Source organism: Lysobacter cavernae (assembly GCF_042648505.1).
GTDB classification, from domain to species: domain Bacteria; phylum Pseudomonadota; class Gammaproteobacteria; order Xanthomonadales; family Xanthomonadaceae; genus Lysobacter_L; species Lysobacter_L cavernae.
Genome location: NZ_JBHRXK010000004.1, coordinates 373,563 through 394,786 on the forward strand (window position 1 = coordinate 373,563; position 21,224 = coordinate 394,786).

Annotated in this window: 19 protein-coding genes and 1 pseudogene; 14 read left to right on the plus strand and 6 right to left on the minus strand. The window is 68.9% G+C overall.

Going from position 1 to position 21,224, the window contains the following annotated elements:
* Nucleotides 1-4: 4 nt before the first annotated feature.
* Both ACFOLC_RS11390 and ybaL read right to left on the minus strand, forming a co-directional pair.
* The gene (locus ACFOLC_RS11390; protein WP_386759366.1) at nt 5-706 is read right to left on the minus strand and encodes a YceH family protein; all 702 of its coding nucleotides are present in this window, start codon (nt 704-706) and stop codon (nt 5-7) included.
* 15 nt (nt 707-721) lie between these two features.
* On the minus strand, nt 722-2,407 hold the full coding sequence (gene ybaL, locus ACFOLC_RS11395; protein ID WP_386759367.1) for a YbaL family putative K(+) efflux transporter: 1,686 nt from the start codon (nt 2,405-2,407) through the stop codon (nt 722-724).
* A 141-nt stretch (nt 2,408-2,548) separates the two neighbouring features.
* On the opposite strand from ybaL, the gene ACFOLC_RS11400 reads away from it, so the two are divergent.
* Nucleotides 2,549-4,414 (plus strand): ABC-F family ATP-binding cassette domain-containing protein, encoded by a 1,866-nt coding sequence (locus tag ACFOLC_RS11400; RefSeq protein ID WP_386759368.1) that lies wholly within the window; start codon nt 2,549-2,551, stop codon nt 4,412-4,414.
* Between the two features lie 91 nt (nt 4,415-4,505).
* On the opposite strand, the gene ACFOLC_RS11405 is transcribed toward ACFOLC_RS11400, so the two are convergent.
* Nucleotides 4,506-4,913 carry a PhzF family phenazine biosynthesis isomerase gene (locus ACFOLC_RS11405; protein WP_386759369.1) on the minus strand — a complete coding sequence of 136 codons (408 nt, stop codon included), beginning with the start codon at nt 4,911-4,913 and terminating at the stop codon, nt 4,506-4,508.
* A gap of 16 nt (nt 4,914-4,929) precedes the next feature.
* Nucleotides 4,930-5,415 (minus strand): annotated as a pseudogene (locus ACFOLC_RS11410) (PhzF family phenazine biosynthesis isomerase); the annotation flags it as partial.
* 121 nt (nt 5,416-5,536) lie between these two features.
* On the opposite strand from ACFOLC_RS11410, the gene ACFOLC_RS11415 reads away from it, so the two are divergent.
* On the plus strand, nt 5,537-6,733 hold the full coding sequence (locus ACFOLC_RS11415) for a cation:proton antiporter (protein ID WP_386759370.1): 1,197 nt from the start codon (nt 5,537-5,539) through the stop codon (nt 6,731-6,733).
* An 82-nt stretch (nt 6,734-6,815) separates the two neighbouring features.
* Nucleotides 6,816-7,130 carry an FmdB family zinc ribbon protein gene (locus ACFOLC_RS11420; protein ID WP_386759371.1) on the plus strand — a complete coding sequence of 105 codons (315 nt, stop codon included), beginning with the start codon at nt 6,816-6,818 and terminating at the stop codon, nt 7,128-7,130.
* A gap of 182 nt (nt 7,131-7,312) precedes the next feature.
* Here ACFOLC_RS11420 and ACFOLC_RS11425 read toward each other — a convergent pair whose 3' ends face one another.
* A complete protein-coding gene (locus tag ACFOLC_RS11425; protein WP_386759372.1) occupies nt 7,313-8,257 on the minus strand; it encodes a DUF3011 domain-containing protein in 945 nt (314 codons plus the stop codon).
* 154 nt (nt 8,258-8,411) lie between these two features.
* Here ACFOLC_RS11425 and aspS point away from each other — a divergent pair, with 154 nt between their 5' ends.
* Together aspS and ACFOLC_RS11435 are read left to right on the plus strand one after the other, a co-directional pair.
* Nucleotides 8,412-10,208: an aspartate--tRNA ligase gene (gene aspS / locus ACFOLC_RS11430; protein WP_386759373.1), complete on the plus strand. Its 1,797-nt coding sequence runs from the start codon at nt 8,412-8,414 to the stop codon at nt 10,206-10,208.
* 7 nt (nt 10,209-10,215) lie between these two features.
* Entirely contained in the window at nt 10,216-10,740 is a 525-nt protein-coding gene (locus ACFOLC_RS11435) for a GNAT family N-acetyltransferase (protein ID WP_386759374.1), read from the plus strand.
* Nucleotides 10,741-10,777: 37 nt separating this feature from the next.
* Here ACFOLC_RS11435 and ACFOLC_RS11440 read toward each other — a convergent pair whose 3' ends face one another.
* Entirely contained in the window at nt 10,778-11,761 is a 984-nt protein-coding gene (locus ACFOLC_RS11440) for a TolB family protein (RefSeq protein WP_386759375.1), read from the minus strand.
* Between the two features lie 300 nt (nt 11,762-12,061).
* On the opposite strand from ACFOLC_RS11440, the gene ACFOLC_RS11445 reads away from it, so the two are divergent.
* The 9 genes from ACFOLC_RS11445 to tolQ all read left to right on the plus strand — a co-directional run bounded on the left by ACFOLC_RS11445 (nt 12,062) and on the right by tolQ (nt 21,130).
* On the plus strand, nt 12,062-12,661 hold the full coding sequence (locus tag ACFOLC_RS11445) for an esterase/lipase family protein (protein WP_386759425.1): 600 nt from the start codon (nt 12,062-12,064) through the stop codon (nt 12,659-12,661).
* A gap of 91 nt (nt 12,662-12,752) precedes the next feature.
* Entirely contained in the window at nt 12,753-13,484 is a 732-nt protein-coding gene (locus ACFOLC_RS11450; RefSeq protein WP_386759376.1) for a YebC/PmpR family DNA-binding transcriptional regulator, read from the plus strand.
* Nucleotides 13,485-13,611: 127 nt separating this feature from the next.
* On the plus strand, nt 13,612-14,136 hold the full coding sequence (gene ruvC / locus ACFOLC_RS11455) for a crossover junction endodeoxyribonuclease RuvC (protein WP_386759377.1): 525 nt from the start codon (nt 13,612-13,614) through the stop codon (nt 14,134-14,136).
* Complete coding sequence (ruvA, locus tag ACFOLC_RS11460; protein WP_386759378.1) at nt 14,133-14,723, plus strand: Holliday junction branch migration protein RuvA; 591 nt, start codon at nt 14,133-14,135, stop codon at nt 14,721-14,723. Before ruvC ends, ruvA begins: the two co-directional genes overlap by 4 nt.
* 37 nt (nt 14,724-14,760) lie before the next feature.
* Entirely contained in the window at nt 14,761-16,704 is a 1,944-nt protein-coding gene (locus ACFOLC_RS11465; protein WP_386759379.1) for a potassium transporter Kup, read from the plus strand.
* Nucleotides 16,705-16,818: 114 nt separating this feature from the next.
* Nucleotides 16,819-18,726: a potassium transporter Kup gene (locus ACFOLC_RS11470; RefSeq protein WP_386759380.1), complete on the plus strand. Its 1,908-nt coding sequence runs from the start codon at nt 16,819-16,821 to the stop codon at nt 18,724-18,726.
* 96 nt (nt 18,727-18,822) lie between these two features.
* On the plus strand, nt 18,823-19,863 hold the full coding sequence (gene ruvB / locus ACFOLC_RS11475; protein WP_386759381.1) for a Holliday junction branch migration DNA helicase RuvB: 1,041 nt from the start codon (nt 18,823-18,825) through the stop codon (nt 19,861-19,863).
* Nucleotides 19,856-20,278, plus strand: coding sequence for a tol-pal system-associated acyl-CoA thioesterase (gene ybgC, locus ACFOLC_RS11480; protein WP_386759382.1), 423 nt, complete (start codon nt 19,856-19,858; stop codon nt 20,276-20,278). The genes ruvB and ybgC overlap by 8 nt, the downstream gene beginning before the upstream one ends.
* A 72-nt stretch (nt 20,279-20,350) precedes the next feature.
* On the plus strand, nt 20,351-21,130 hold the full coding sequence (gene tolQ / locus ACFOLC_RS11485; protein WP_386759383.1) for a protein TolQ: 780 nt from the start codon (nt 20,351-20,353) through the stop codon (nt 21,128-21,130).
* Nucleotides 21,131-21,224 lie beyond the last annotated feature (94 nt).

Sequence of the window (21,224 nt, forward strand, 5' to 3'; positions counted from 1 at the left end):
GGGTTCAGTCGCCGACGGGTTCAGGGCCGACCGGTTCCAACCCGTCGAGCCGGGCTTCGAGTTCGGCGATGCGCGCTTCCAATGCCGCGACGCGCTCGTTCAAGCTGGTGGAACCGGCCGCCACCGATGCGGCGATCTGCGGTGCCACCGGCGCGCCGCTGAGCAGGTGCGCGTAGCGGTCCTCGCGCTGGCCGCCCTGGCGCGGCAACACGCTCACCAGCGCCGGCTCGCGTTGTGCCAGACGCTCCAGCGCGTACTGGACATCGCCGGCCGAATCGAACTTGGCCATGCGCTCGCTGCGGGCCAGCAGCTCGTGCGCGGTCTGCGGCCCGCGCAGCATCAACAGCGCGATCAGGGCGGTCTGGTTGCGGGTCAGGTTGAGCTTGGCTTCGATCTTGTGCGCGTAGCGATCGGCGCGGCCGCCGTGCTGCGATTTCAGCCAACCGCGGCCTTCGAGCTGGCGCAGGGCGTGGCCGACTTCGCCCGGTTCCAACTGCATGAACGGTTCGCGCGCAGTCTTCTGGTTGCAGGCCAGCACGATCGCGTTGAGCGTCAGCGGGTAGACGTCGGGCGTGGTCGCTTCCTTCTCGGCCAGGCTGCCGAGGATGCGCGCTTCGGTTGTGTTGAGCTGCGCGGCGTCAGCGGGCGGGTTGGAACCGTGTTGGTTGGATTGGTGTTGGTCGGATTCGTGTTGATCGGGTTGCATCGTCATTCCAGTACGTCAGGCCGTCGCCGGCGGCAGGTGGCGGCTGCCACGGTACGGCGGCGTCGCCATCACCATCTCGGCCAGACTGTGGGCCAGCTCGCGCTCGGCCATGACCGCGCCGTCGGCGCCGTGCTCGAGCAGGTGCTTGACCTCGGCGTCGCTGTGCGCGCGCGCGACGATGCTCAGTGACGGTTTGAGCTGACGCAGCTTGGCGATGATCTCGCCGGCTTCCAGCGCGTTGGGGATGGCGATCATCACGGTGTGGGCCTTCTCCGGCAACGCCTCCTGCAGCACGCGCTCATTGGCGGCGTGGCCGTTGACGGTTGGCAGGCCGGCCGCGCGGGCGCGGTCGACGCGGTCGTCCTCCGACTCGATCACCACCAGCGGCACGCCTTGAGCGGTGAGCAGCCGTCCCAGCTCGCTGCCGACGCGGCCGTAGCCGATCAGGATGGTGTGGTCGTGCAAGCCCTCGGGAATCGGCGGCAACACGTGCTCTTCCGGCACCGGGATGCGCGCGGCCGCCTCGCGCGCCTCGCGGCGGTCGAGCCAGGTGAACAGCAGCGGGTTGATGATGATCGACAGCAGCGCGCCGGCAAGGATCAGGTCCTGGCCCTCCTTGGGCAGGACCTTCAGCTCCAGGCCGAGGCCGGCGAGGATGAAAGAGAACTCGCCGATCTGCGCCAGGCTGGCCGAGATCAGCAGGGAGGTCGAATTGGGCTTGCCGAACGCGCGCACGATCGCGTACGCGGCCACCGACTTGCCGAACACGATGATCAGGAAGGTCGCCAGCACCTGCAGCGGCTGCTCGATCAGGATCATCGGGTTGAACAGCATGCCGACCGAGACGAAGAACAGCACCGCGAACGCATCGCGCAGCGGCAGGGTCTCGGTGGCGGCCTGGTGGCTGAATTCCGATTCGTTGAGCAGCATGCCGGCGAAGAACGCCCCCAGCGCGAACGACACGCCGAACATCGCCGCCGAGCCGAACGCGACGCCGAGCGCGATCGCCAGGATGCACAACGTGAACAGCTCGCGCGAACCGGTGCCGGCGACGCGTTCGAGGATCCACGGGATCACCCGGCGGCCGACGATCAGCATCACCGCGACGAACGCGCCGAGCTTGGCGAAGGTCTTGAACAGCGCCGACCACACGTTGACGCTGTCGCCGGCGTCGCCGCGCAGCACGTCGGCGAAGGCCGGCAGCAGCACCAGCGCCAGCACCATCGCCAGGTCCTCGACGATCAGCCAGCCGACCGCGATGCGGCCGCGATTGGTTTCCACCAGGCGCCGTTCTTCCAGGGCGCGCAGCAGCACCACGGTGCTGGCCACCGACAGCGCCAGGCCGAACACGAGGCCGGCGCCGAGTGACCAGCCCAGGAAATGCGCCAGGCCCATGCCTAGCAAGGTCGCCACCGTGATCTGCACGATCGCACCGGGCAGGGCGATGGCCTTCACCTCGAGCAGATCGCGCATCGAGAAATGCAGGCCGACGCCGAACATCAGCAGGATCACGCCGATCTCGGCCAATTGCGGTGCCAGCGTCTGATCGCCGACGAAGCCCGGGGTGAACGGTCCGGCGACAATGCCGGCCAGCAGGTAGCCGACCAGCGGCGACAGCCGCAGGCGCTGTGCCAGCGCGCCGAAGATGAAGGCGAGGACGAAACCGGCCACCAGGATCGCGATGAGGGAGGTGTGGTGCATCGGCGCTCCTGTGCGATGAGCTTTTTAGAATGTGGGCCAGCCTGCGCAGATGCAACCGTTGAAGTGTGGCCAATCGGCGGTTTCCCGCGGATTTGACGGTGGTTCGTCGGCATTTGCGGCCCGTGCCCGTACAATGGCGGCATGATTGCTTTCCGTGATTTCGCCCTTCGGCGCGGCGAACGCCTGCTCCTGTCCAAAGTCGACCTGACCCTGCAAGCGGGCTGGCGCATTGGTGTCATCGGCCGCAACGGCACCGGCAAATCGTCGCTGTTCGCGGCGATCCAGGGCGAACTCGAGTCCGATCTGGGCAACCTCGACATGCCCAGCCGCGTGCGCATGGCCGCCGTCGCCCAGGAAACCCCGGCGCTGGACGACCCCGCGCTGGAGTTCGTGCTGTCCGGCGACGCCCAGGTGCACGCCGTGCTGATGGCCGAACGGGCCGCGGTCGAGCGCGAGGACTGGGAGGCCGTGGCCGAGGCCCACCACCGGCTCGAGGAGCTCAACGGCTACGACGCCACCGCGCGGGCCGGCAAGCTGCTGCACGGCCTGGGCTTCTCCCCCGACACCCACGAGCGCGCGGTCAAGGAGTTCTCCGGCGGCTGGCGCGTGCGCCTGAATCTGGCGCGCGCGCTGATGACGCCGTCCGACCTGCTGCTGCTCGACGAGCCGACCAACCACCTCGACCTCGACGCGGTGCTGTGGCTGGAGCAGTGGCTGCTCAAGTACCCGGGCACCTTGATGCTGATCTCGCACGACCGCGAGTTCCTCGACGAGGTCACCACCCACACCCTGCACCTGCACGACGGCAAGGCCAAGCTCTACAGCGGCGATTACACGGCCTTTGAACGCCAGCGCGCCGAGCACCTGCGCCTGCAGCAGATCACCCACGAGAAGGCCCAGGCCGAGCGCGCCCACCTGCAGAGCTTCATCGACCGCTTCAGCGCCAGCGCCGCCAAGGCCAAACAGGCGCAGTCGCGGGTCAAGCGCCTGGCCAAGATGGCCGGCACCGAGGCGGTGCGCGCCGAGCGCGCGCTGCGGATCGAGTTCCCGGCCGCGGCCAAGATCCCCAACGCGCTGCTGCGACTGATGCACGCCGATTGCGGCTACGGCGAACACACCGTACTCAACCAGGTCGGCTTCATTCTGGAGGCCGGCGACCGCGTTGCGCTGCTCGGCCCGAACGGCGCCGGCAAGTCGACCCTGGTGAAGTCGCTGGTCGGCGAGCTCGATCTGCTGACCGGCGAACGCGGCGGCCACCCCGACCTGCGCATCGGCTATTTCGCCCAGCACACGGTGGAATCGCTGCGTGAGGGTGCCAGCCCGATCGATCACCTGATGGACATCGCCCCGGGCGTGGCCACGCAGCAGCTGCGCGACTTTCTGGGCAAGTGGAGCTTCCCCGGTGACCGCGCGTTCGAGTCGGTCGACGGTTTCTCCGGCGGCGAGCGCGCGCGCCTGGCGCTGGCGATGATCGCCTGGCGCAAGCCCAACGTGCTGCTGCTCGACGAGCCCACCAACCACCTCGACCTCGACATGCGCGAGGCCCTGGCCGAGGCCTTGGCCGAGTTCGAAGGTGCGATCGTGCTGGTCTCGCACGATCGCCACCTCATCGGCCTGGTCTGCGAGACGTTCTGGCGCGTCGCCGATGGCGTCGCCCAGCCGTTCGACGGCGACCTCGACGCTTACGCCGTCTGGCTGCGCACCCGCGACAATTCCAACGACGGCAAGGGCGCGGCCAAGGCCGTGGTCGCCGCCGCCTCGGCCGCGGTGCCAGCGGTCGCGCCGAGCAAGGCACGCAAGGCCAACCCGCACAAGCTGGCCCAGGCCGAGGCCCGCGTCGCCGAGTTGGAGTCGAAGCTGCATACGCTGGACATGGACCTGGCCGACCCGGACCGCTACGCCGGTGGCGGCACCGACGCGGCCGAACTCGCACGCCAGCGTGACGCCGTCGCCGCTGAGCTGGCCGTTGCCGAAGCCGAGTTCCTGGTCCTGTACGACGCGGCCTGATACACGCCGCGACGGTCCGGCTCGATGATTGCTTTCACCTTGGCGTGACCAGGGCGATGAGTGGCCTGCAGCGTGATCTCGACCGCCGCGATTAGTCCCGCGGCAGGTCCAGGCATTCGTCGAGCACCGCCTGGCCTTCGATCGCGACCGCGACCGGTGCGCCGTCCTCGACCCGCACGCTGACATCGACGTAGCCGCCACGGCCGTTGCCGGCCTGCTGGCGCGCACGGAACCGTGCCATGCCGTCGGCATCGGCGGCGAGCAGGCCGTGCTGCACCAGGTAGGCGCCGAGCGGGCCGTTGGCGTTGCCGGTGACCGGGTCCTCGTCGACACCGATCGCCGGGGCGAACATGCGGCCGTGGCTGCGGGCGTCGTCGTTGGCATCGAGGGTGAACACGAAATAGCCGTTGCTGCCGACGCGAGCACTGAGCTGCGCCAGGCGGGCCATGTCGGGCTGCAACGCACGCAGGCGGTCGCGGCGCTCCAGGCCGATCAGCAAACTTGCCGTGACCGGTGCTGACGCACTGCGGCGGGCAGCGGAAGTCGAGGTCGGCGCCGTCCAGGCCCAATGCCGCGACGACCTCCCACACCAGCTCGGGCGCGAGCGGTGCATCGAACACCGGCGGGTTCTGGGTGATGCGCACCGCGATGGCGTCGCCGTGGCGCAGCGTTTCCACCGATTGCACGCCGGCGCCGGTGAGTTGCCGGCGCAAGCCCGGTGCCGCGCCTTCCAGTACCAGCGCGTAGTGCGCGGCGACCGTGGCATGGCCACAGACCGGCACCTCGGTGGTCGGGGTGAAGTAGCGGATGTGCAGGTCGTGATCGTCGCCACGCGCCGGCAACACGAAGGCGGTTTCGGAATGGCCGAGCCGATGGGCGATGGCCTGCATGCGCGCTTCGCTCAAGCCGGCCGCGTCGGTGACGACGCCGGCGGAATTGCCTTGGCCGCGCTCAGTGGTGAAGGCATCGATCCGGTAGACGCGCAACGGGCTCATCGTCATGGAGGCTGGCGGAAAGGCATCAGTGTAGGGCGCGACCGCGGCGCGGCCCTGCGCGGGCGCTTGTGGCGGTCATCGGCGGCGTTGATGATCGGCGGCAGTGCCCAGCCACGGAGAAGGCCGTGTGAGTCACGACCTGATCTACCTGTTGTTGATCTGCGCGCTGTTGATCGTGCCGCGCGCCTTGCAGCGTTTCCGCCTGCCGTCGCAGCTGACCTGCTTCGGGTTCGGCATCGTGCTGATCCTGGCCTGGCCCACCGTGCAGCACAACGACGCGGTGCACCTGTTGGCGACGTTCGGCATCGCCTCGCTGTTTCTCTACGCCGGCCTGGAGGTCGACCTGCGCCAGTTGCAGCAGGGCCTCCGGCCGCTGTTGACCTACATCGGCGTGCGCGTGTTCACCCTGGTGCTGGTCGCCGGGCTGGCCTGGCAGTTCCTCGGCCTGGCCTGGCAGCCGGCGGCATTGCTCGCGCTGGCGCTGCTGACGTCGTCCACCGGGTTCATCGTCGACTCGCTGGACCGTTTCGACATGAGCGCCGACGAGCGCTTCTGGGTGACCAACCAGTCCATCGCCGGCGAGCTGCTGGCCCTGGCGGCGATGTTCGTGGTGCTGCAGGCCGCCGACCCGCTGCAACTGGCCGGCTCGACCACGGTGCTGCTGGCGATGGTGGTGGCCATTCCGCTGCTGTACCTGGCGCTGGGTCGCTGGATCACACCGCACGCGCCGGGTTCGGAATTTTCGTTGCTGGTGATGGTCGGCCTGGGCGCGGCCTACGTCACCGACAAGCTTGGCGTCGAATACCTGCTCGGTGCGTTCATCGCCGGCCTGATCGCGCGGCTGCTGCGGCCGCGGCTGCCGGCGCTGGCGTCCGAGCACAACCTGCATGCGGTCAAGCTGTTTTCCTCGTTCTTCGTGCCGTTCTATTTCTTCGCCAACGGCGCCAAGGTGCCGACCGGCGCGTTGACCTGGGAAGCGCTGCTGATTGGCCTGGGATTGACCGCGGTGCTGCTGCCGGCGCGGCTGGGCGTGGTCTGGGCGCAGCGGCGCTGGCTGTGCGGCGACAGCGCGCACAGCAGCCTGCGCATCGCGGTCTCGCTGATGCCGACCCTGATCTTCACCCTGGTGCTGGCGACGATCCTGCGCGAGCGCTTTGCCCTCTCCGATGCCCTGTTCGGCGGGCTGCTGCTGTATGCCGCCCTCAACACGCTGCTGCCGTCACTGGTGCTGCGCACGGCCTTCGACATCGCGCCGATGCCGCTGGAGGAGGCGCCTGCGGCCCCTGTGCCGCCCGCCGAAGCCGGGGTGCGACCCCCGCTATGAGGCCGTCGGGGCACGCAACGGCTTGAATTGGCCGGCATTGCCTCCAGAATGCCGGTCAGCCTTTCGCTAAAGTGGCCGTTCCATGCCGATCTACGCCTTCGAGTGCGCCGCCTGCGGCCACCGCTTCGACCGCCTGCAGAAACTCTCCGAAGCCGATCCGGCGGTCTGTCCTGAATGCGGCGAGCCGCAGGTGCGTCGTCAGCTGACCGCGCCACAGTTCCGCCTGGCCGGCGGCGGCTGGTACGAAACCGACTTCAAGAAGGACGGCGACAAGAAGCGCAACCTGGCCGACGCGGGCGCCAGCGGGGGCACCGAGGCCAAACCGGCCGAAAGCAAGCCGGCGGAGAAGAAGGCCGAGCCGGCGGCGGTCGCGCCTGCGGCCAAACCGGCCACTTGAGCCGGCATTCTTATTGATCGAGCCCGAATCTTGTTTCACGTAGGAGCGGCTTCAGCCGCGAGTTTTCGCGTGCCTACAGGGCATCCATCAAGAGCTCGCGGCTGAAGCCGCTCCTACGACGCGCCCTGGCCGGAGGTTGACGGGCGTGCGTGGCACGCCCGTCTCCGTCGGTTGCGCGGGGCTCAGTAGCCGAAGCGGCCGCGGCAGTTGTGGCTGACCCAGATCGCGGTACCGGTGAAACCCCAGGTGCGGTTCTGGATGCACGGCTGGCTCGACAGCTGCTGCAGCAGGCGCGGTGCGCCCGTGCCGGCCGGCCATGGGCAGCCCGCCGGCTGGTTGTTGGTGCTGGCGCACACCACCGATGGGCCGCCCGAGCCGCCGCCCACCGGCGGTTGCACCGCGGCGGCAGAGACGAATTCCGCGCGGCAGCCGCCGCCGACATAGACCTGGCCGCGCTGCGACTGCCAGGTGACCCCTTCCCGGCAGGCGGTGCCGGACAGTTGTCGCGACAGCCGCGACGGCCCGGACCAGGGCACCCGGCAGGTCTGCGCCTGGTTGTTGACACTCTCGCAGCGGACCACGCCGGTGGCCGGCGGCGGTACCACCGGCGGACTGATCGGTGGCCGGGTGGCGGCGGCGAACTCGCCGCGGCAGCCCTTCCACACCATGATCAGGCCGTCCTGCGAGTTCCAGGTGCGGTTCTCGACGCAAGGGTTCTTGGACACCTGCCGCACCAGCCGCGACGGGCCACGCCACGGCGGCGTGCAGCGCTTGGTGTCGCCGTCGTTGCTGTCGCAGCGCAGGGTCTGGCCGGGGTTCGGGTACGGCGGCTGCACGCCGCCGTTGCCGCCGCCGTTGCCCAGGGATTGGGCAATGTCGGACTTGATCCGGCTGAAGCCCCAGCTGGAGCGGTTGACCTGGTCGAGGTAGAAGCGCAACTGGTCGTCGGGGATGCGGCGGCCGCGGGACTGCTCCTGGTATTCCAGGCTGATGACCCGGACCTGGTCGCTGTGGGACAGGGTGCGCAGGTTTTCCGGCGCGTAGGCCCGTTGCTGGGCGGCGACGGGTGTGGCGAGGCCTGCCAGGCAGGCGGCGAGCAGCAACGGCTTGAGCAGCTGTTGGAACATGAGTTTTCCCCAGGACGATGAAAGTCGCGCGCCTTCACGGCCGCGCCCGGCGTGGTACATGGGCGGCCTTCCGGGCCAGTAACCCGCCCGAGCCGTTAATATGGCGTGTTTTCCGGCCTGCCGGCCGGGTCCGTCGTAATCCCCGGAGTCCCCCATGCGTACCCACTTCTGCGGCCTCGTCGATGAGGCGCTGATCGGCCAGACCGTCACCCTGTGCGGCTGGGCCGATGTCGCCCGAAACCTCGGTGGCCTGTGCTTCATCGACCTGCGCGACCACGAGGGCATCGTCCAGATCGTCGCCGAACCGTCCGATGCCGACGGCAATGCGCAGGTGATCGCCGCCGCGGCGCAGGTCGGTTACGAGGACTGCCTGCGCATCACCGGCACGGTACGCAAGCGCCAGTCGGTCAACGACAAGCTCAAGACCGGCCAGGTCGAGGTGGTCGCGACCAGGATCGAGCTGCTCAACAAGGCCGAGCCGCTGCCGTTCCACGCCCACGAGAACGCCGGCGAGGACATCCGCCTCAAGTACCGTTACCTCGACCTGCGCACCCCGGAGATGCAGCGCAAGATGCGCACCCGCATCAAGCTGGTGCAGGCATTGCGCCGCTGGCTGGACGCACGCGATTTCCAGGACATCGAGACACCGATCCTGACCAAGGCCACGCCCGAGGGCGCGCGCGACTTCCTGGTGCCGGCGCGCCTGCACCCGGGCGAGTTCTACGCGCTGCCGCAATCGCCGCAGCTGTTCAAGCAGATCCTGATGGTGGCCGGCTTCGATCGTTACTACCAGATCGCGCGATGCTTCCGCGATGAGGCGCTGCGTGCCGACCGCCAGCTCGAGTTCACCCAGCTCGACATGGAGTTCGCCTGGGTGTCCGAGCGCGACGTGCAGGACACCACGGAGGAAATGATCCGCAGCGTGTTCCGTGAGGTGATGGGCGTCGAGCTGGCCAGCGAATTCCCGCGCATGACCTACGCCGAAGCGATGCGCCGCTACGGTTCGGACAAGCCCGACCTGCGCATCGCGATGGAGTTCACCGACATCGCGGAGCTGGTCAAGAACTGCGAGTTCAAGGTCTTCACCGACTGGGCCAATCACGACGACGGTCGCGTGGTGGCGCTGCGTGCGCCGGGCGCCGCGACCCTGAGCCGCAAGCAGATCGACGACTACGCCGCCCACGCCGCCAAGTTCGGCGCCAAGGGCCTGGCGTGGATGAAGATCGAGGACGCCGGCAAGGGGCGCGACGGTGTCAATTCGCCGATCGCCAAGTTCCTCGACGACGCCACCCTGGCCGCGATCGTGCAGGCGACCGGTGCGCAGAGCGGCGACCTGATCTTCTTCGGCGCCGCCACTTACAAGTCGGCCAGCGACTTCATGGGCGCGCTGCGCCTGAAGCTCGGCAAGGACCTGGGCCTGGTCGCCGACACCTGGGCGCCGCTGTGGGTCACCGACTTCCCGATGTTCGAATGGGACGACGAGGAGCACCGCTACGTCGCGCTGCATCACCCGTTCACCGCGCCGGCCGTGGACGATGCCGCTGACCTGCGCGCGAACGCGAAGATCGCGGTGTCGCGCGGCTACGACATGGTGCTCAACGGCAACGAGATCGGCGGCGGTTCGATCCGCATCCACAATTCGCAGATGCAGTCGACGGTGTTCGAGCTGCTCGGCATCGGCGCGGAGGAGGCGGAAGGCAAGTTCGGCTTCCTGCTCGACGCACTGCGCTTCGGCGCACCGCCGCACGGTGGCATCGCCTTCGGCATCGACCGCATCGCCGCGCTGATGGCCGGCACCGAGTCGATCCGCGACGTGATCGCCTTCCCCAAGACCACCACCGCGCAGTGCCTGATGACCGGCGCGCCGTCGCCGGTGCCGGACAAGCAGCTGGCCGAGGTGCATGTGTCGGTGCGGCCGAAGGTGGCCGTGAGCGCGCCGGCGAAGGAGTAAGCCGCGCATGGGCCTGGTCATCCGCCGCGCCACGCCGGCCGATGCGCAGGTGCTGTCGCAGCTGGCTGCACGCACTTTCGTCGAGACGTTCGGGCACCTGTACCCGGACGCCGACCTGCAGCACTTCCTGCGCGACAGCTATGCCGTCGACAAGCAGGCGCTGATCCTCGCCCACCCGGATTACGCGGTGTGGCTGCTGGAGTGCGACGGGGTGGCGGTTGGTCATGCCGCCGCCGGCCCGTGCGGCTTGCCGCACCCGCAGGTGCGCCCCGGCGACGGCGAGCTCAAGCGCCTGTACGTGTTGCGCGAGCACCAGAGCGGCGGCTGGGGCGGGCGCCTGTTCCAGGCCGCGCTCGACTGGCTCGAACGCGATGGCCCGCGCACGCTGTGGATCGGTGTGTGGTCGCAGAACCTGGGCGCGCAGCGCTTCTACGCGCGGCACGGTTTCGAGCACGTCGGCGACTACGAGTTCGTCGTCGGTACAACGCGCGACCACGAATTCATCCTGCGCCGACCACCGCACGCCGCCTGAGACATGGCCGGGGTGCGCTGTGCCGCGTCGGCCGGCGCTACTCGTGCACGCCGTGCTCGCGCAGCAGGGCCGAGATATCGAAGCGCCAGACATTGCGCGAGCCGTTGAGCGGGCTGTCGAGTCGTTGGCCCAGGTCGGCGAGGTCCTGCGCCGGCTTCGGAAACGTGACCGGTTGCGGGCGCATGCTGGTTACCAGCAGCTCGCCAAAGTCGCGGCCCAGTGACGGGGCGTTCTCCAGATACAGGCTGTTGACCGGGTCGGGCAGGCGCAGCGGTTTGCCCCAGCCGCCGTCGGCGTTGCGGAAGGCGATGTAGATGTCGGCCGAGCCGGCCGAATCGCCTTCGTCACCGGCGAACAGGACGAAGCGTTCCTGCGGGTCGATCGCCGGGTCCATGTGGTTGCCCTTGACGCCAGTCCCCAACTCGATGCGCTGCGGGGCGCCGTAGGTGCGGCCGTCCCACTGCGCCCGGTAGACCTGGTAGGCCGCGCCGGAGTCCTCGCGGTGCGCGGAGAAGTACAGGTTGCCGTTGGCGGCGACCGACGGGTTGTAGACCGTCGGCACGCGATTGACCTCGCCGTCGATGTGGACCGGGCGGCCCCAGCCCGACGCGGTGCGCTCGACATACCAGAGGTTGGCGCCCGGGAAGCGCTGCTTGCCGCGCGTGGCGACCAGGCTGCTGCCACCGTCGATAACCGGGCGGTTGGAGACGAAGAACAGGCGCTTGCCGTCGGGCGAGACGTGCGGCTCGGAGTCTTTCCAGACGCCGGAGAACGGCGCGATGCGGACGTTGCCGTAGCCATCGCCGATGCGGTCCGCCACCAGGATCGCGGTGTCGCCGGACACCAGGTCGCCGCGCATGAAGTACACGCTGCGCCGGTCCGGAGTGAAGCTGGCGCTGGTCTCGTTGTGGGCGGTCGACACGACGCCCGGGGCGAGCAGTTCGCCGGCATTCGCGCCGGAACAAAGCAGGGCCACGGCCAGTTGCGATGCGATGACACGACTCGTAGAAGTCAGATGCATGCTCCACCCGATGCGGTTGGGTCACGGCAGTGTGCGCGACTGTCGGCCCGGCGCACGGTGCTGGAAGTCACGCCGGAGTCCGTCCGTTCAAGGCGGGGGCGCGGCGATTACGCGGCGCCGTGGCGTGGCGTGGTTCATGGCGTGGGCAGGGATGCAGGGGCGGGCGCGTACCCGCCAGCGGGCTGCGCTCGAGTCGGCCATGCCCGACGAACAGCAGCTGACCGAACGGCCCTCCTGAGGCCACTGTGCGCTTTGGTCTACGCTGATGCGGTGACCGCAACCGATCCCGTGCCCCGACGCGTGCTGCTGCTGCATGGCCTGTGGATGCCGCGCCTGTCAATGCACTGGCTGGGCAGGCGCCTGCGCGAGGCCGGCTTCGCGCCGGAGTCGTTCGGCTACGCTACCGTGGCAGGCGGTCCCGACGCGGCGTTTCCGCGCCTGGTGCGTTCCCTGCAGGCCGCGCCGGCGCATGTGCTGGCCCACAGCCTGGGCGGGCTGGTCGCCCTGAGTACCCTGCAACGGCATCCGGACCTGCCGGTAGCGCGCGTGGTCTGCCTGGGCTCGCCGCTGTGCGGCAGCGGCGCGGCCGGCGGCCTGGCGCGCCGGGTCTGGACCGCGGCCACGCTCGGCCGTAGTGCGCAGCTGCTGCGCCAAGGCTGTGCGCCATGGACCGGACCGGCCGCGGTCGGGGTGATCGCCGGGCGCACGCCACTCGGGCTGGGCCGCTACTTCGGCCACTTTGATGGCGACCACGACGGCACCGTCGCCGTCGCCGAAACCCGCCTGCCGGGATTGGCCGACCACGCCGTGATCGCCGCCAGCCACAGCGGCCTGCTGGTCTCGGCCGAGGCGGCGCGGCTGACGGTCGCGTTCCTGCGCAGCGGACGCTTCGCCGGTTGAGTGCGGTCGTTCCGGTTGCCGCCAGCGCCGGGCACAAGACGCCCAATCGAGTAAAATCGCCGCCCCCGTCACAGCAGCGCTCGGAACTCCCATGGGTCGTGGACCGTCGATCGAAGCCCGCAAGAACGCCGTGGACGCCCAGCGCGGCAAGATCTTCACCAAGATCATCCGCGAGATAGGTGTAGCCGCGCGCGCCGGCGGTGGTGATCCGGCCGGCAACCCGCGCCTGCGCGTGGCGATCGACAAGGGCCTGGCCGTCAACATGTCCAAGGACGTGATCGAGCGCGCCATCAAGAAGGCCACCGGCGAGCTGGAAGGCGTCGAGTACGAGGAAATCCGCTACGAGGGCTACGCCCCCGGCGGCGTCGCGGTGATCGTCGACTGCCTGACCGACAACCGTGTCCGTACCGTCGCCGACGTGCGCCATGCTTTCGGCAAGTTCGGCGGCAACCTCGGCACCGAGGGCTCGGTGGCCTTCATGTTCAAGAAGCTCGGCGTGCTCTCGTTCGCCGCCGGTGTCGACGAAGAAAAAATCACCGAGGTCGCGATCGAGGCCGGCGCCGACGACGTGGTGGTCTACCCCGAGGACGGTGCGATCGACGTGATCACCGCGCCCGACGCGTTCGAGGTGGTCAAGGCCGCAATGGAGGGCACCGGACTGAAGCCCGACATCGCCGAGGTCATCCTGCGCGCCGACAACGATATCGCCGTGACCGGCGAGGCTGCACAGCAGGTAGTCAAGCTGCTGCGCTGGCTCGAGGACATGGACGACGTGCAGAACGTCTACTCCAACGCCGACCTCGGCGAGGGTGCCTACGCCTGAGGGCGTAAGCTGTCGACGTGATCAGATTCCTCGGGATCCCCTTCGCCCCCACGCGCGCTTCGGCACGCTGCGCTCAGGGCAGGCTTCGACTGCGGCCGCTGCGCGCCCTGCGCTCAGGGCGTTCGGCGTGAGGATCCTCGGGATCGACCCGGGTTCGCAGCGGACCGGCGTCGGCGTCATCGACGTCGCCGCCGACGGCCGTTGCACCTACGTGCACGCGCAGGCGTTGAAGCTGCTCGACGCGGAGGACTTTCCGTCGCGGCTGGGGCTGCTGTGCGAGGGCCTGGAAGCGCTGCTTGACGAATGGCAGCCGCAGCAGGTCGCCATCGAAACCGTGTTCATGGACAAGTCGGCGACCTCGGCGCTCAAGCTCGGTCACGCCCGTGGCGCGGCGCTGGCGACGGTGGTGCGCCGGCGCATCCCGATCAGCGAATACCCGCCGCGGGTGATCAAGCAATCGCTGGTCGGCCGCGGCGCCGCCGACAAGCTGCAGGTGCAGCACATGGTACGGCTGCTGCTGAACCTGCCGGAAGTGAAACTGCAGGCCGACGCCGCCGACGCGCTGGCGGTGGCGCTGACCCACGCGCACATGAGTGCGACCGCGGCGCGCACCGGCGTGGCCACCCACCTGTTGCGGAGACGCGGCGCATGATCGGTCGTCTGAAAGGCATCGTTGTCCACAAGCAGCCGCCGTGGCTGGTGGTCGACGTGAACGGCGTCGGCTACGAACTGGAAGCACCGATGAGCACCTTCTACGACCTGCCCGACCTGGGGCGCGAGGTGTCTTTGTTTACCCATTACGCGCAGAAGGAGGACAGCGTCTCGCTGTACGGCTTCCTGCGCGAGGGCGAGCGCCGTTTGTTCCGCGACGTGCAGAAAGTCACCGGCATCGGCGCCAAGATCGCGCTGGCAGTGCTGTCGGGCGTCTCGGTCGACGAATTCGCGCGGCTGGTGCAGGCCGGTGACGTGACCGCGCTGACCCGCATCCCCGGTATCGGCAAGAAGACCGCCGAGCGCATGGTGGTCGAGCTGCGCGACCGCGCCGCCGACCTCGCCGGCGCCGGTGTCACGCTCGGTGGCGCCGGTGCCGCGGCCGATCCGCAAAGCGAGGCCGTGATCGCCTTGCAGCAACTGGGCTACAAGCCCGCCGAGGCCTCGCGCATGGCGCGCGAGGCCACCGCCGCCGGCGATGACGCCGCCGCCATCATCCGCAAAGCGCTAAAGTCCGCGCTTCGTTGAGCCACCGGCGGCGACGCCGCCCAGAGCAGACGTGCCCATGTCCTCTTCCGCTTCTCCGTCAGCGCCGCCTTCCGCTTCCACGCATGGCAGTCAGGACGGCCACCGCAAGCAGGGGCTGGCCGGCCTGGTGGTCGGTGCCATCGGCGTCGTCTTCGGCGACATCGGCACCAGCCCGTTGTACACGCTGAAGGAGGCGTTCTCGCCGCACTTTGCCAAGCAGTTGGGCATGGTGGTGGACGAGGCGACCGTGCTGGGCATGCTGTCGCTGGTGTTCTGGGCGCTGATGATCGTGGTCACGCTGAAGTACGTGACCATCATCATGCGCGCCGACAACGAGGGCGAGGGCGGCATCATGGCGCTGATGGCGCTGGCCCAGCGCACCTTGCCCAAGGCATCGCGCTCGGCCTATGTGGTGGGCATCCTCGGCATTTTCGGTGCCTCGCTGTTCTTCGGCGACAGCGTCATCACCCCGGCCATCACCGTGCTCGGCGCGGTTGAAGGCCTGGAAGTCGCCGCGCCGGGCCTGCACCGGTTCATCGTGCCCATCGCGGTCGTCATCCTGGTGCTGGTGTTCCTGGCGCAGCGCTTCGGCACCGAGAAGGTCGGCCGGATCTTCGGTCCGATCATGATCGTGTGGTTCATCTCGCTGGCGCTGATCGGCCTGTACAACATCGTCAAGGCGCCGGCGGTGATCCAGGCGTTGAATCCGATGTGGGGCATGCGCTTCTTCATCGAGCACGGCAGCCTGTCGGTGATGATCCTGGGCGTGGTGGTGCTGGCGGTGACCGGCGGCGAGGCGCTGTACGCCGACATGGGCCATTTCGGCCCGCGCCCGATCCGCGTGTCCTGGTACTTCCTCGTGTTGCCCTGCCTGATGCTGAATTACCTGGGGCAGGGCGCGTTCGTGCTGGCGCACCCGGAGGCGGTCAAGAACCCGTTCTTCGAGGCGGTGCCGCGCTGGGCCCTGTACCCGATGATCGTACTGGCGACGATGGCGGCGGTGATCGCCTGCCAGGCCGTCATCACCGGTGCCTACTCGGTGGCGCGCCAGGCCATGCAGCTGGGCTACATCCCGCGCATGCAGATCAAGCACACCTCGCACGAGACCATCGGCCAGATCTATGTGCCCTACATCAACTGGCTGCTGATGGTGACGGTGCTGGTGGTGGTGCTGGCCTTCCGCAGCTCCACTGCGCTGGCCTCCGCCTACGGCATCTCGGTTTCGGCGACGATGCTGATCGACACCCTGCTGCTGGCCCTGGTCGCGCGCGCGCTGTGGCCGAACTGGCGCAAGTGGGTGCTGCCGCTGTGCCTGCTGTTCTTCATCGTCGACCTGGGCTTCGTGATCGCCAACGGCGCCAAGTTCTTCGAGGGGGCGTGGTTCCCGCTGATGCTGGGCGTGGTGGTGTTCACCCTGCTGCGCACCTGGCGTCGCGGCCGCGAGCTGCTGCACGAGGAGGTCCGCAAGGAAGGCATCTCGCTGGACACCTTCCTGCCCGGCCTGATGCTGGCGCCGCCAGTGCGGGTGCCGGGCACGGCGATCTTCATGACCGCCGACAAGGGCGTGGTGCCGCACGCGTTGCTGCACAACCTCAAGCACAACAAGGTGCTGCACGAGCGTAATGTGTTCCTGACCGTGACCACGCTGAAGGTGCCGTACGCGCCACGCGACCAGCGCCTCAAGATCGAGGCGATCGGCGACGACTTCTACCGCGTGGTGATCCGCTTCGGCTTCATGGAGGTGCCGGACGTGCCGCTGGCGCTGATGCGCTCCTGCGATGCCGGCGGCACCTATTTCGACCCGATGGACACCACCTATTTCGCCAGCCGCGAGACGGTGGTCGCCAGCCGCCACCGCGGCATGCCGATCTGGCGCGACAAGCTGTTCGCGTTCATGCACCGCAACGCTGCGCCAGCGACCGGGTTCTTCCGCATCCCCGGCAACCGCCTGGTCGAACTGGGCGCCCAGGTCGAGATCTGAGCATGACCGGGTCGGGCCGCCGGCCCGATCCGCGCAATCGTTCGCGCAATTGTTTACGGCAACTTTGCGCGGGCATTGCGCAGACTAGAGGGCCTCTTCCCAGCCGGCTTACTCATGCGAGCAGACGATCGGGCGGCCGTTGCCGGCCAGCCCCACCGCGCGAATGCGCAACAAGCCTTGCCGGTGCTGGCCGTGGCCGCGCTCGGCATCGTCTTCGGCGACATCGCCACCAGCCCGCTGTACGCGCTGCAGGAGGCCTTTGGCGCCCACGGCGTACGGCCAACCGGCGCCAACGTGCTGGGCATCCTGTCGCTGACGTTCTGGTCGCTGGTCGGCGTGGTCTCGCTGAAGTACGTGCTGTTCATCATGCGCGCCCACAACAAGGGCGAGGGCGGCATCATGGCCCTGCTCGCGCTGGCGCAAGGCGCGCTGCGCCGGCAGCCGCGCCTGCGCTGGTGGGCGGTGATGGCGGGCCTGGCCGGTGCCGCGCTGTTCTTCGGCGACAGCGTGATCACCCCGGCGATCTCGGTGCTGTCGGCGGTGGAGGGGCTGAAGCTCGCCGCGCCGGGCCTGGCGAGCTGGGTCGTGCCGTTGAGCGTGCTGATCCTGCTCGGCCTGTTCGCGTTGCAGCGCTTCGGCACGGCGCGCGTCGGCGGCCTGTTCGGCCCGGTGATGCTGGTCTGGTTGCTGGTGATCGGCGTGCTCGGCCTGGCTTCGCTGCTCCAGCGTCCCGAGGTGCTGGCGGCGTTGAGCCCGCACCACGCGGTCGAGTTCTTCCTGCGCAACGGCTTCGCCGGCTTCACCACCCTGGGGGCGACGGTGCTGGTGTTGACCGGCGCCGAGGCGCTGTACGCCGACATGGGCCACTTCGGCGCGCGGCCGATCCGTTGGGCCTGGAGCACGGTCGCGCTGCCGTGCCTGCTGCTGAGCTACTTCGGCCAGGGCGCACTGCTGCTGGCCGATCCCTCGGCCGCGGCGGGTCCGTTCTACCGGATGGTGCCGGGCTGGGCGCTGCTGCCGATGATCGGCCTGGCCACGCTCGCCACCGTGATCGCCTCGCAGGCGGTGATCTCCGGCGCGTACTCGATGATCCGCGAGGGCATGCAGCTGGGTTACCTGCCGCGCATGCGCGTGCTGCAGACCTCGTCGCAGATGCGCGGTCAGATCTACTTGCCGGCGGTCAACGCGATCCTGCTGGTGCTGGTGCTGGCCGCGGTGCTGGGGTTCCGCTCGTCCAGCGCTCTGGCCGCCTCGTTCGGCATCGCCGTCAGCGGCACCATGCTGATGACCACGATCCTGGCGTTGATCGTCGCGCGCCGGCTCTGGCAGTGGCCGCTCGCGGTGGTGGTGCCGCTGGCGGCGGTGCTGTTGACGATCGACCTGGCCTTCGTCGGCGCCAACCTGATGAAGCTCGGCAGCGGTGGCTGGTTCCCGCTGGTGCTGGGCATCGCCGCATTCACGGTGATGGTGACCTGGCGCCGCGGCCGCGAGCTGCTGGCCGCGCACATCCGCGCGCAGGGCGTGCCGCTGGAGCCGTGCATCGCCTCGCTGGTTGCGCACCCGCCGACCCGCGTGCCCGGCACCGCCTTGTTCCTGACCACCGAGCCGACGCTGGCGCCGCAGGCGCTGCTGCACAACCTCAAGCACAACAAGGTGCTGCACGAGCGCAACGCGATCCTCACCGTCGAGGTGCTCGACGAACCGTACGCCGACGGCCAGCGCGTCCACATCGAGCCGCTCGGCGGCGAGTTCTACCGCATCCACGCCCGTTTCGGCTTCGCCGAGGACCCGGACATCCCGGCCGCGCTCGACGCCTGCGCGGTGCGCGGGCTTGGTTTCGACCTGATGGAGACGACCTTCTTCACCAGCCGCGAGAACATCATCGCCGGCGACCGCACCGGCATGGCGGCATGGCGCGATCGCCTGTTCGCCTACATGGCGCGCAATGCGATGCCGGCTACCGCGTTCTTCCGCATCCCCGACAACCGCCTGATCGAGATTGGCCGGCGCGTGGCGCTGTGAGATCGCGACAGGGAATCGCCATGGAAACCGCGGAATGTGAGGCGCGGCCGGACTTTCGGGCCTGACCCGGGCCCGCTCACATGCGAACATAGCCGCATGAACGACGAACGCATCATCGCTGCTGGCGCCACGCGCGAGGACGAGGCCATCGAGGCCTCGATCCGCCCCAAGCGCCTGGACGAGTACCTCGGCCAGCAGCCGGTGCGCGAGCAGATGAAGATCTACATCGAGGCCGCCAAGCAGCGTGGCGAGGCGCTCGACCACGTGCTGATCTTCGGCCCGCCCGGCCTGGGCAAGACCACGCTGAGCCATGTCATCGCCAACGAGCTCGGCGTCGGCCTGCGCCAGACCTCCGGCCCGGTGATCGAGAAGGCCGGCGATCTGGCCGCGCTGCTGACCAACCTGCAGCCGCACGACGTGCTGTTCGTCGACGAGATCCACCGCCTCTCGCCGGCGATCGAGGAAGTGCTGTACCCGGCGATGGAGGACTACCAGATCGACATCATGATCGGCGAGGGCCCCGCGGCGCGTTCGATCAAGCTCGACCTGCCGCCGTTCACCCTGATCGGCGCGACCACCCGCGCCGGCCTGCTGACCGCGCCGCTGCGCGATCGCTTCGGCATCGTCCAGCGCCTGGAGTTCTACAGCGCCGAGGAACTGACCCGGATCGTGCGCCGCTCGGCGCAGATTCTCGGCATCGCCTGCGAGCCGGAAGGCGCGGCCGAGATCGCCCGACGCTCGCGCGGTACCCCGCGCATTGCCAACCGCCTGCTGCGGCGGGTGCGCGACTTCGCCCAGGTCCGTGCCGGCGGCGACATCACCCGCGAGGTCGCCGATGCGGCGATGGCGATGCTCAAGGTCGACCCGGAGGGCTTCGACGAGCTCGACCGGCGCATGTTGCGCACCATCATCGAGTCGTTCGACGGCGGCCCGGTCGGCGTCGAATCGCTGGCCGCGGCGCTCAGCGAGGAGCGCGGCACGCTCGAGGACGTGATCGAACCCTACCTGATCCAGCAGGGCTATTTGATCCGCACCGCGCGCGGGCGCATGGCCACGGCCAAGGCCTACCGGCACATCGGCTTGAAGCCGAAAGCCAATAACGACGGACTTTTCACGGAATCCGAGCGCGATGGTTGACGCGGCGTTCAGTTGGCCGACACGGGTCTATTGGGAAGATACCGACGCGGGTGGGGTGGTCTACCACGCGCAGTACCTGGCGTTTCTCGAACGCGCGCGGACCGAGTGGATGCGCGCGCAGGGCTACGGCCAGGAACTTCTGCGCCGCGAATACGATCTGGTGTTCGCGGTGCGCGCGATGCAGCTCGACTTCCTCAAGCCGGCGCGACTGGACGACGCGCTGGAAGTCAGCGCCGGCCTGCAGGAATGCCGGCGCGCCAGCGCGATCTTCGCGCAGGCGATCCACCGCGGCAGCGAGTTGCTGCTGACCGCGCAGGTGCGGGTCGCGGCGCTCGATGCGGGGGCGTTTCGCCCGCGCGCGATCCCGCCGCCGCTGTTTGACCAGCTCAAAGCCCTTGAACAACCCGCGTCTTAATCAGTTTCTTAATCACCTGCTTCTAAAGCCACACCAGACACAGTCCCGCGCGACGGGCACGGAGAACCAAGCATGACGCCATTGTTGACCGCGCTGCAGGCCGCCACCGTAGAGCCCTTGCCGGAAGAGGCCGCGACCGCAGCCGTCCAGGCCGCTGCCGGCACTGCCGCCAACAGCCTCGACCTGCTTGACCTGGTGCTCAAGGCCAGCCTGCCGGTGCAGCTGATCATGTTGCTGCTGGTGGTGGCATCGGTGGCTTCGTGGGTGATCATCTTCCGCAAGCGCAGCGTCATGCGCCGCGCCGCGCGCGAGGCCGAGCAGTTCGAGGAGCGTTTCTGGTCGGGCGCGGAGCTGTCCAAGCTCTACGCCGGCACCACCGAGCGCAACCGCGACATCGGCGGCATCGAGGCGATCTTCGAGGCCGGTTTCCGCGAGTTCAACCGCATCCGCCAGCGCAAGGGCGTCGACAGCCGCGCCCAGCTCGAAGGCGCGCAGCGGGCGATGCGGGCCACCGCCTCACGCGAGCTGGACGGCCTTGAGCACAACCTCGAGCTGCTGGCCAACATCGGCTCGACCTCGCCGTACATCGGCCTGGTCGGCACCGTGTTCGGCATCATGGTGACGATGCATTCGTTGCTGGCCAGCAGCGAGCAGGTCGGCATCAAGGACGTCGCCCCGGGCATCTCCGAAGCGTTGCTGGCAACGGCGATGGGCCTGTTCGCGGCGATCCCGGCGGTGTGGGCCTACAACCGCTTCGCCACCGGCGTCGAACGCCTGGCGGTGCGCTACGACGCCTTCGCCGAGGAGTTCTCCTCGATCCTGCAGCGCCAGGCGCACGCCGACGAGGGCTGAGCCCGCCATTTTTATCTGTCATCCCGGGCATGACGAGGGATCCGCTGTTCGCTGGGCACTGCAACAGCAGATTTCTCACTGCGTCCGGAATGAC

What these genes read in the sequence shown, in the direction of transcription:
- ACFOLC_RS11390 (WP_386759366.1), bottom strand. Translation starts at nt 706, where the DNA reads ATGCAACCCGATCAACACGAATCCGACCAACACCAATCCAACCAACAC.
- ybaL (WP_386759367.1), bottom strand. Translation starts at nt 2,407, where the DNA reads ATGCACCACACCTCCCTCATCGCGATCCTGGTGGCCGGTTTCGTCCTC.
- ACFOLC_RS11400 (WP_386759368.1), top strand. Translation starts at nt 2,549, where the DNA reads ATGATTGCTTTCCGTGATTTCGCCCTTCGGCGCGGCGAACGCCTGCTC.
- ACFOLC_RS11420 (WP_386759371.1), top strand. Translation starts at nt 6,816, where the DNA reads ATGCCGATCTACGCCTTCGAGTGCGCCGCCTGCGGCCACCGCTTCGAC.
- ACFOLC_RS11425 (WP_386759372.1), bottom strand. Translation starts at nt 8,257, where the DNA reads ATGTTCCAACAGCTGCTCAAGCCGTTGCTGCTCGCCGCCTGCCTGGCA.
- aspS (WP_386759373.1), top strand. Translation starts at nt 8,412, where the DNA reads ATGCGTACCCACTTCTGCGGCCTCGTCGATGAGGCGCTGATCGGCCAG.
- ACFOLC_RS11435 (WP_386759374.1), top strand. Translation starts at nt 10,216, where the DNA reads ATGGGCCTGGTCATCCGCCGCGCCACGCCGGCCGATGCGCAGGTGCTG.
- ACFOLC_RS11440 (WP_386759375.1), bottom strand. Translation starts at nt 11,761, where the DNA reads ATGCATCTGACTTCTACGAGTCGTGTCATCGCATCGCAACTGGCCGTG.
- ACFOLC_RS11450 (WP_386759376.1), top strand. Translation starts at nt 12,753, where the DNA reads ATGGGTCGTGGACCGTCGATCGAAGCCCGCAAGAACGCCGTGGACGCC.
- ruvA (WP_386759378.1), top strand. Translation starts at nt 14,133, where the DNA reads ATGATCGGTCGTCTGAAAGGCATCGTTGTCCACAAGCAGCCGCCGTGG.
- ACFOLC_RS11465 (WP_386759379.1), top strand. Translation starts at nt 14,761, where the DNA reads ATGTCCTCTTCCGCTTCTCCGTCAGCGCCGCCTTCCGCTTCCACGCAT.
- ACFOLC_RS11470 (WP_386759380.1), top strand. Translation starts at nt 16,819, where the DNA reads ATGCGAGCAGACGATCGGGCGGCCGTTGCCGGCCAGCCCCACCGCGCG.
- ruvB (WP_386759381.1), top strand. Translation starts at nt 18,823, where the DNA reads ATGAACGACGAACGCATCATCGCTGCTGGCGCCACGCGCGAGGACGAG.
- ybgC (WP_386759382.1), top strand. Translation starts at nt 19,856, where the DNA reads ATGGTTGACGCGGCGTTCAGTTGGCCGACACGGGTCTATTGGGAAGAT.
- tolQ (WP_386759383.1), top strand. Translation starts at nt 20,351, where the DNA reads ATGACGCCATTGTTGACCGCGCTGCAGGCCGCCACCGTAGAGCCCTTG.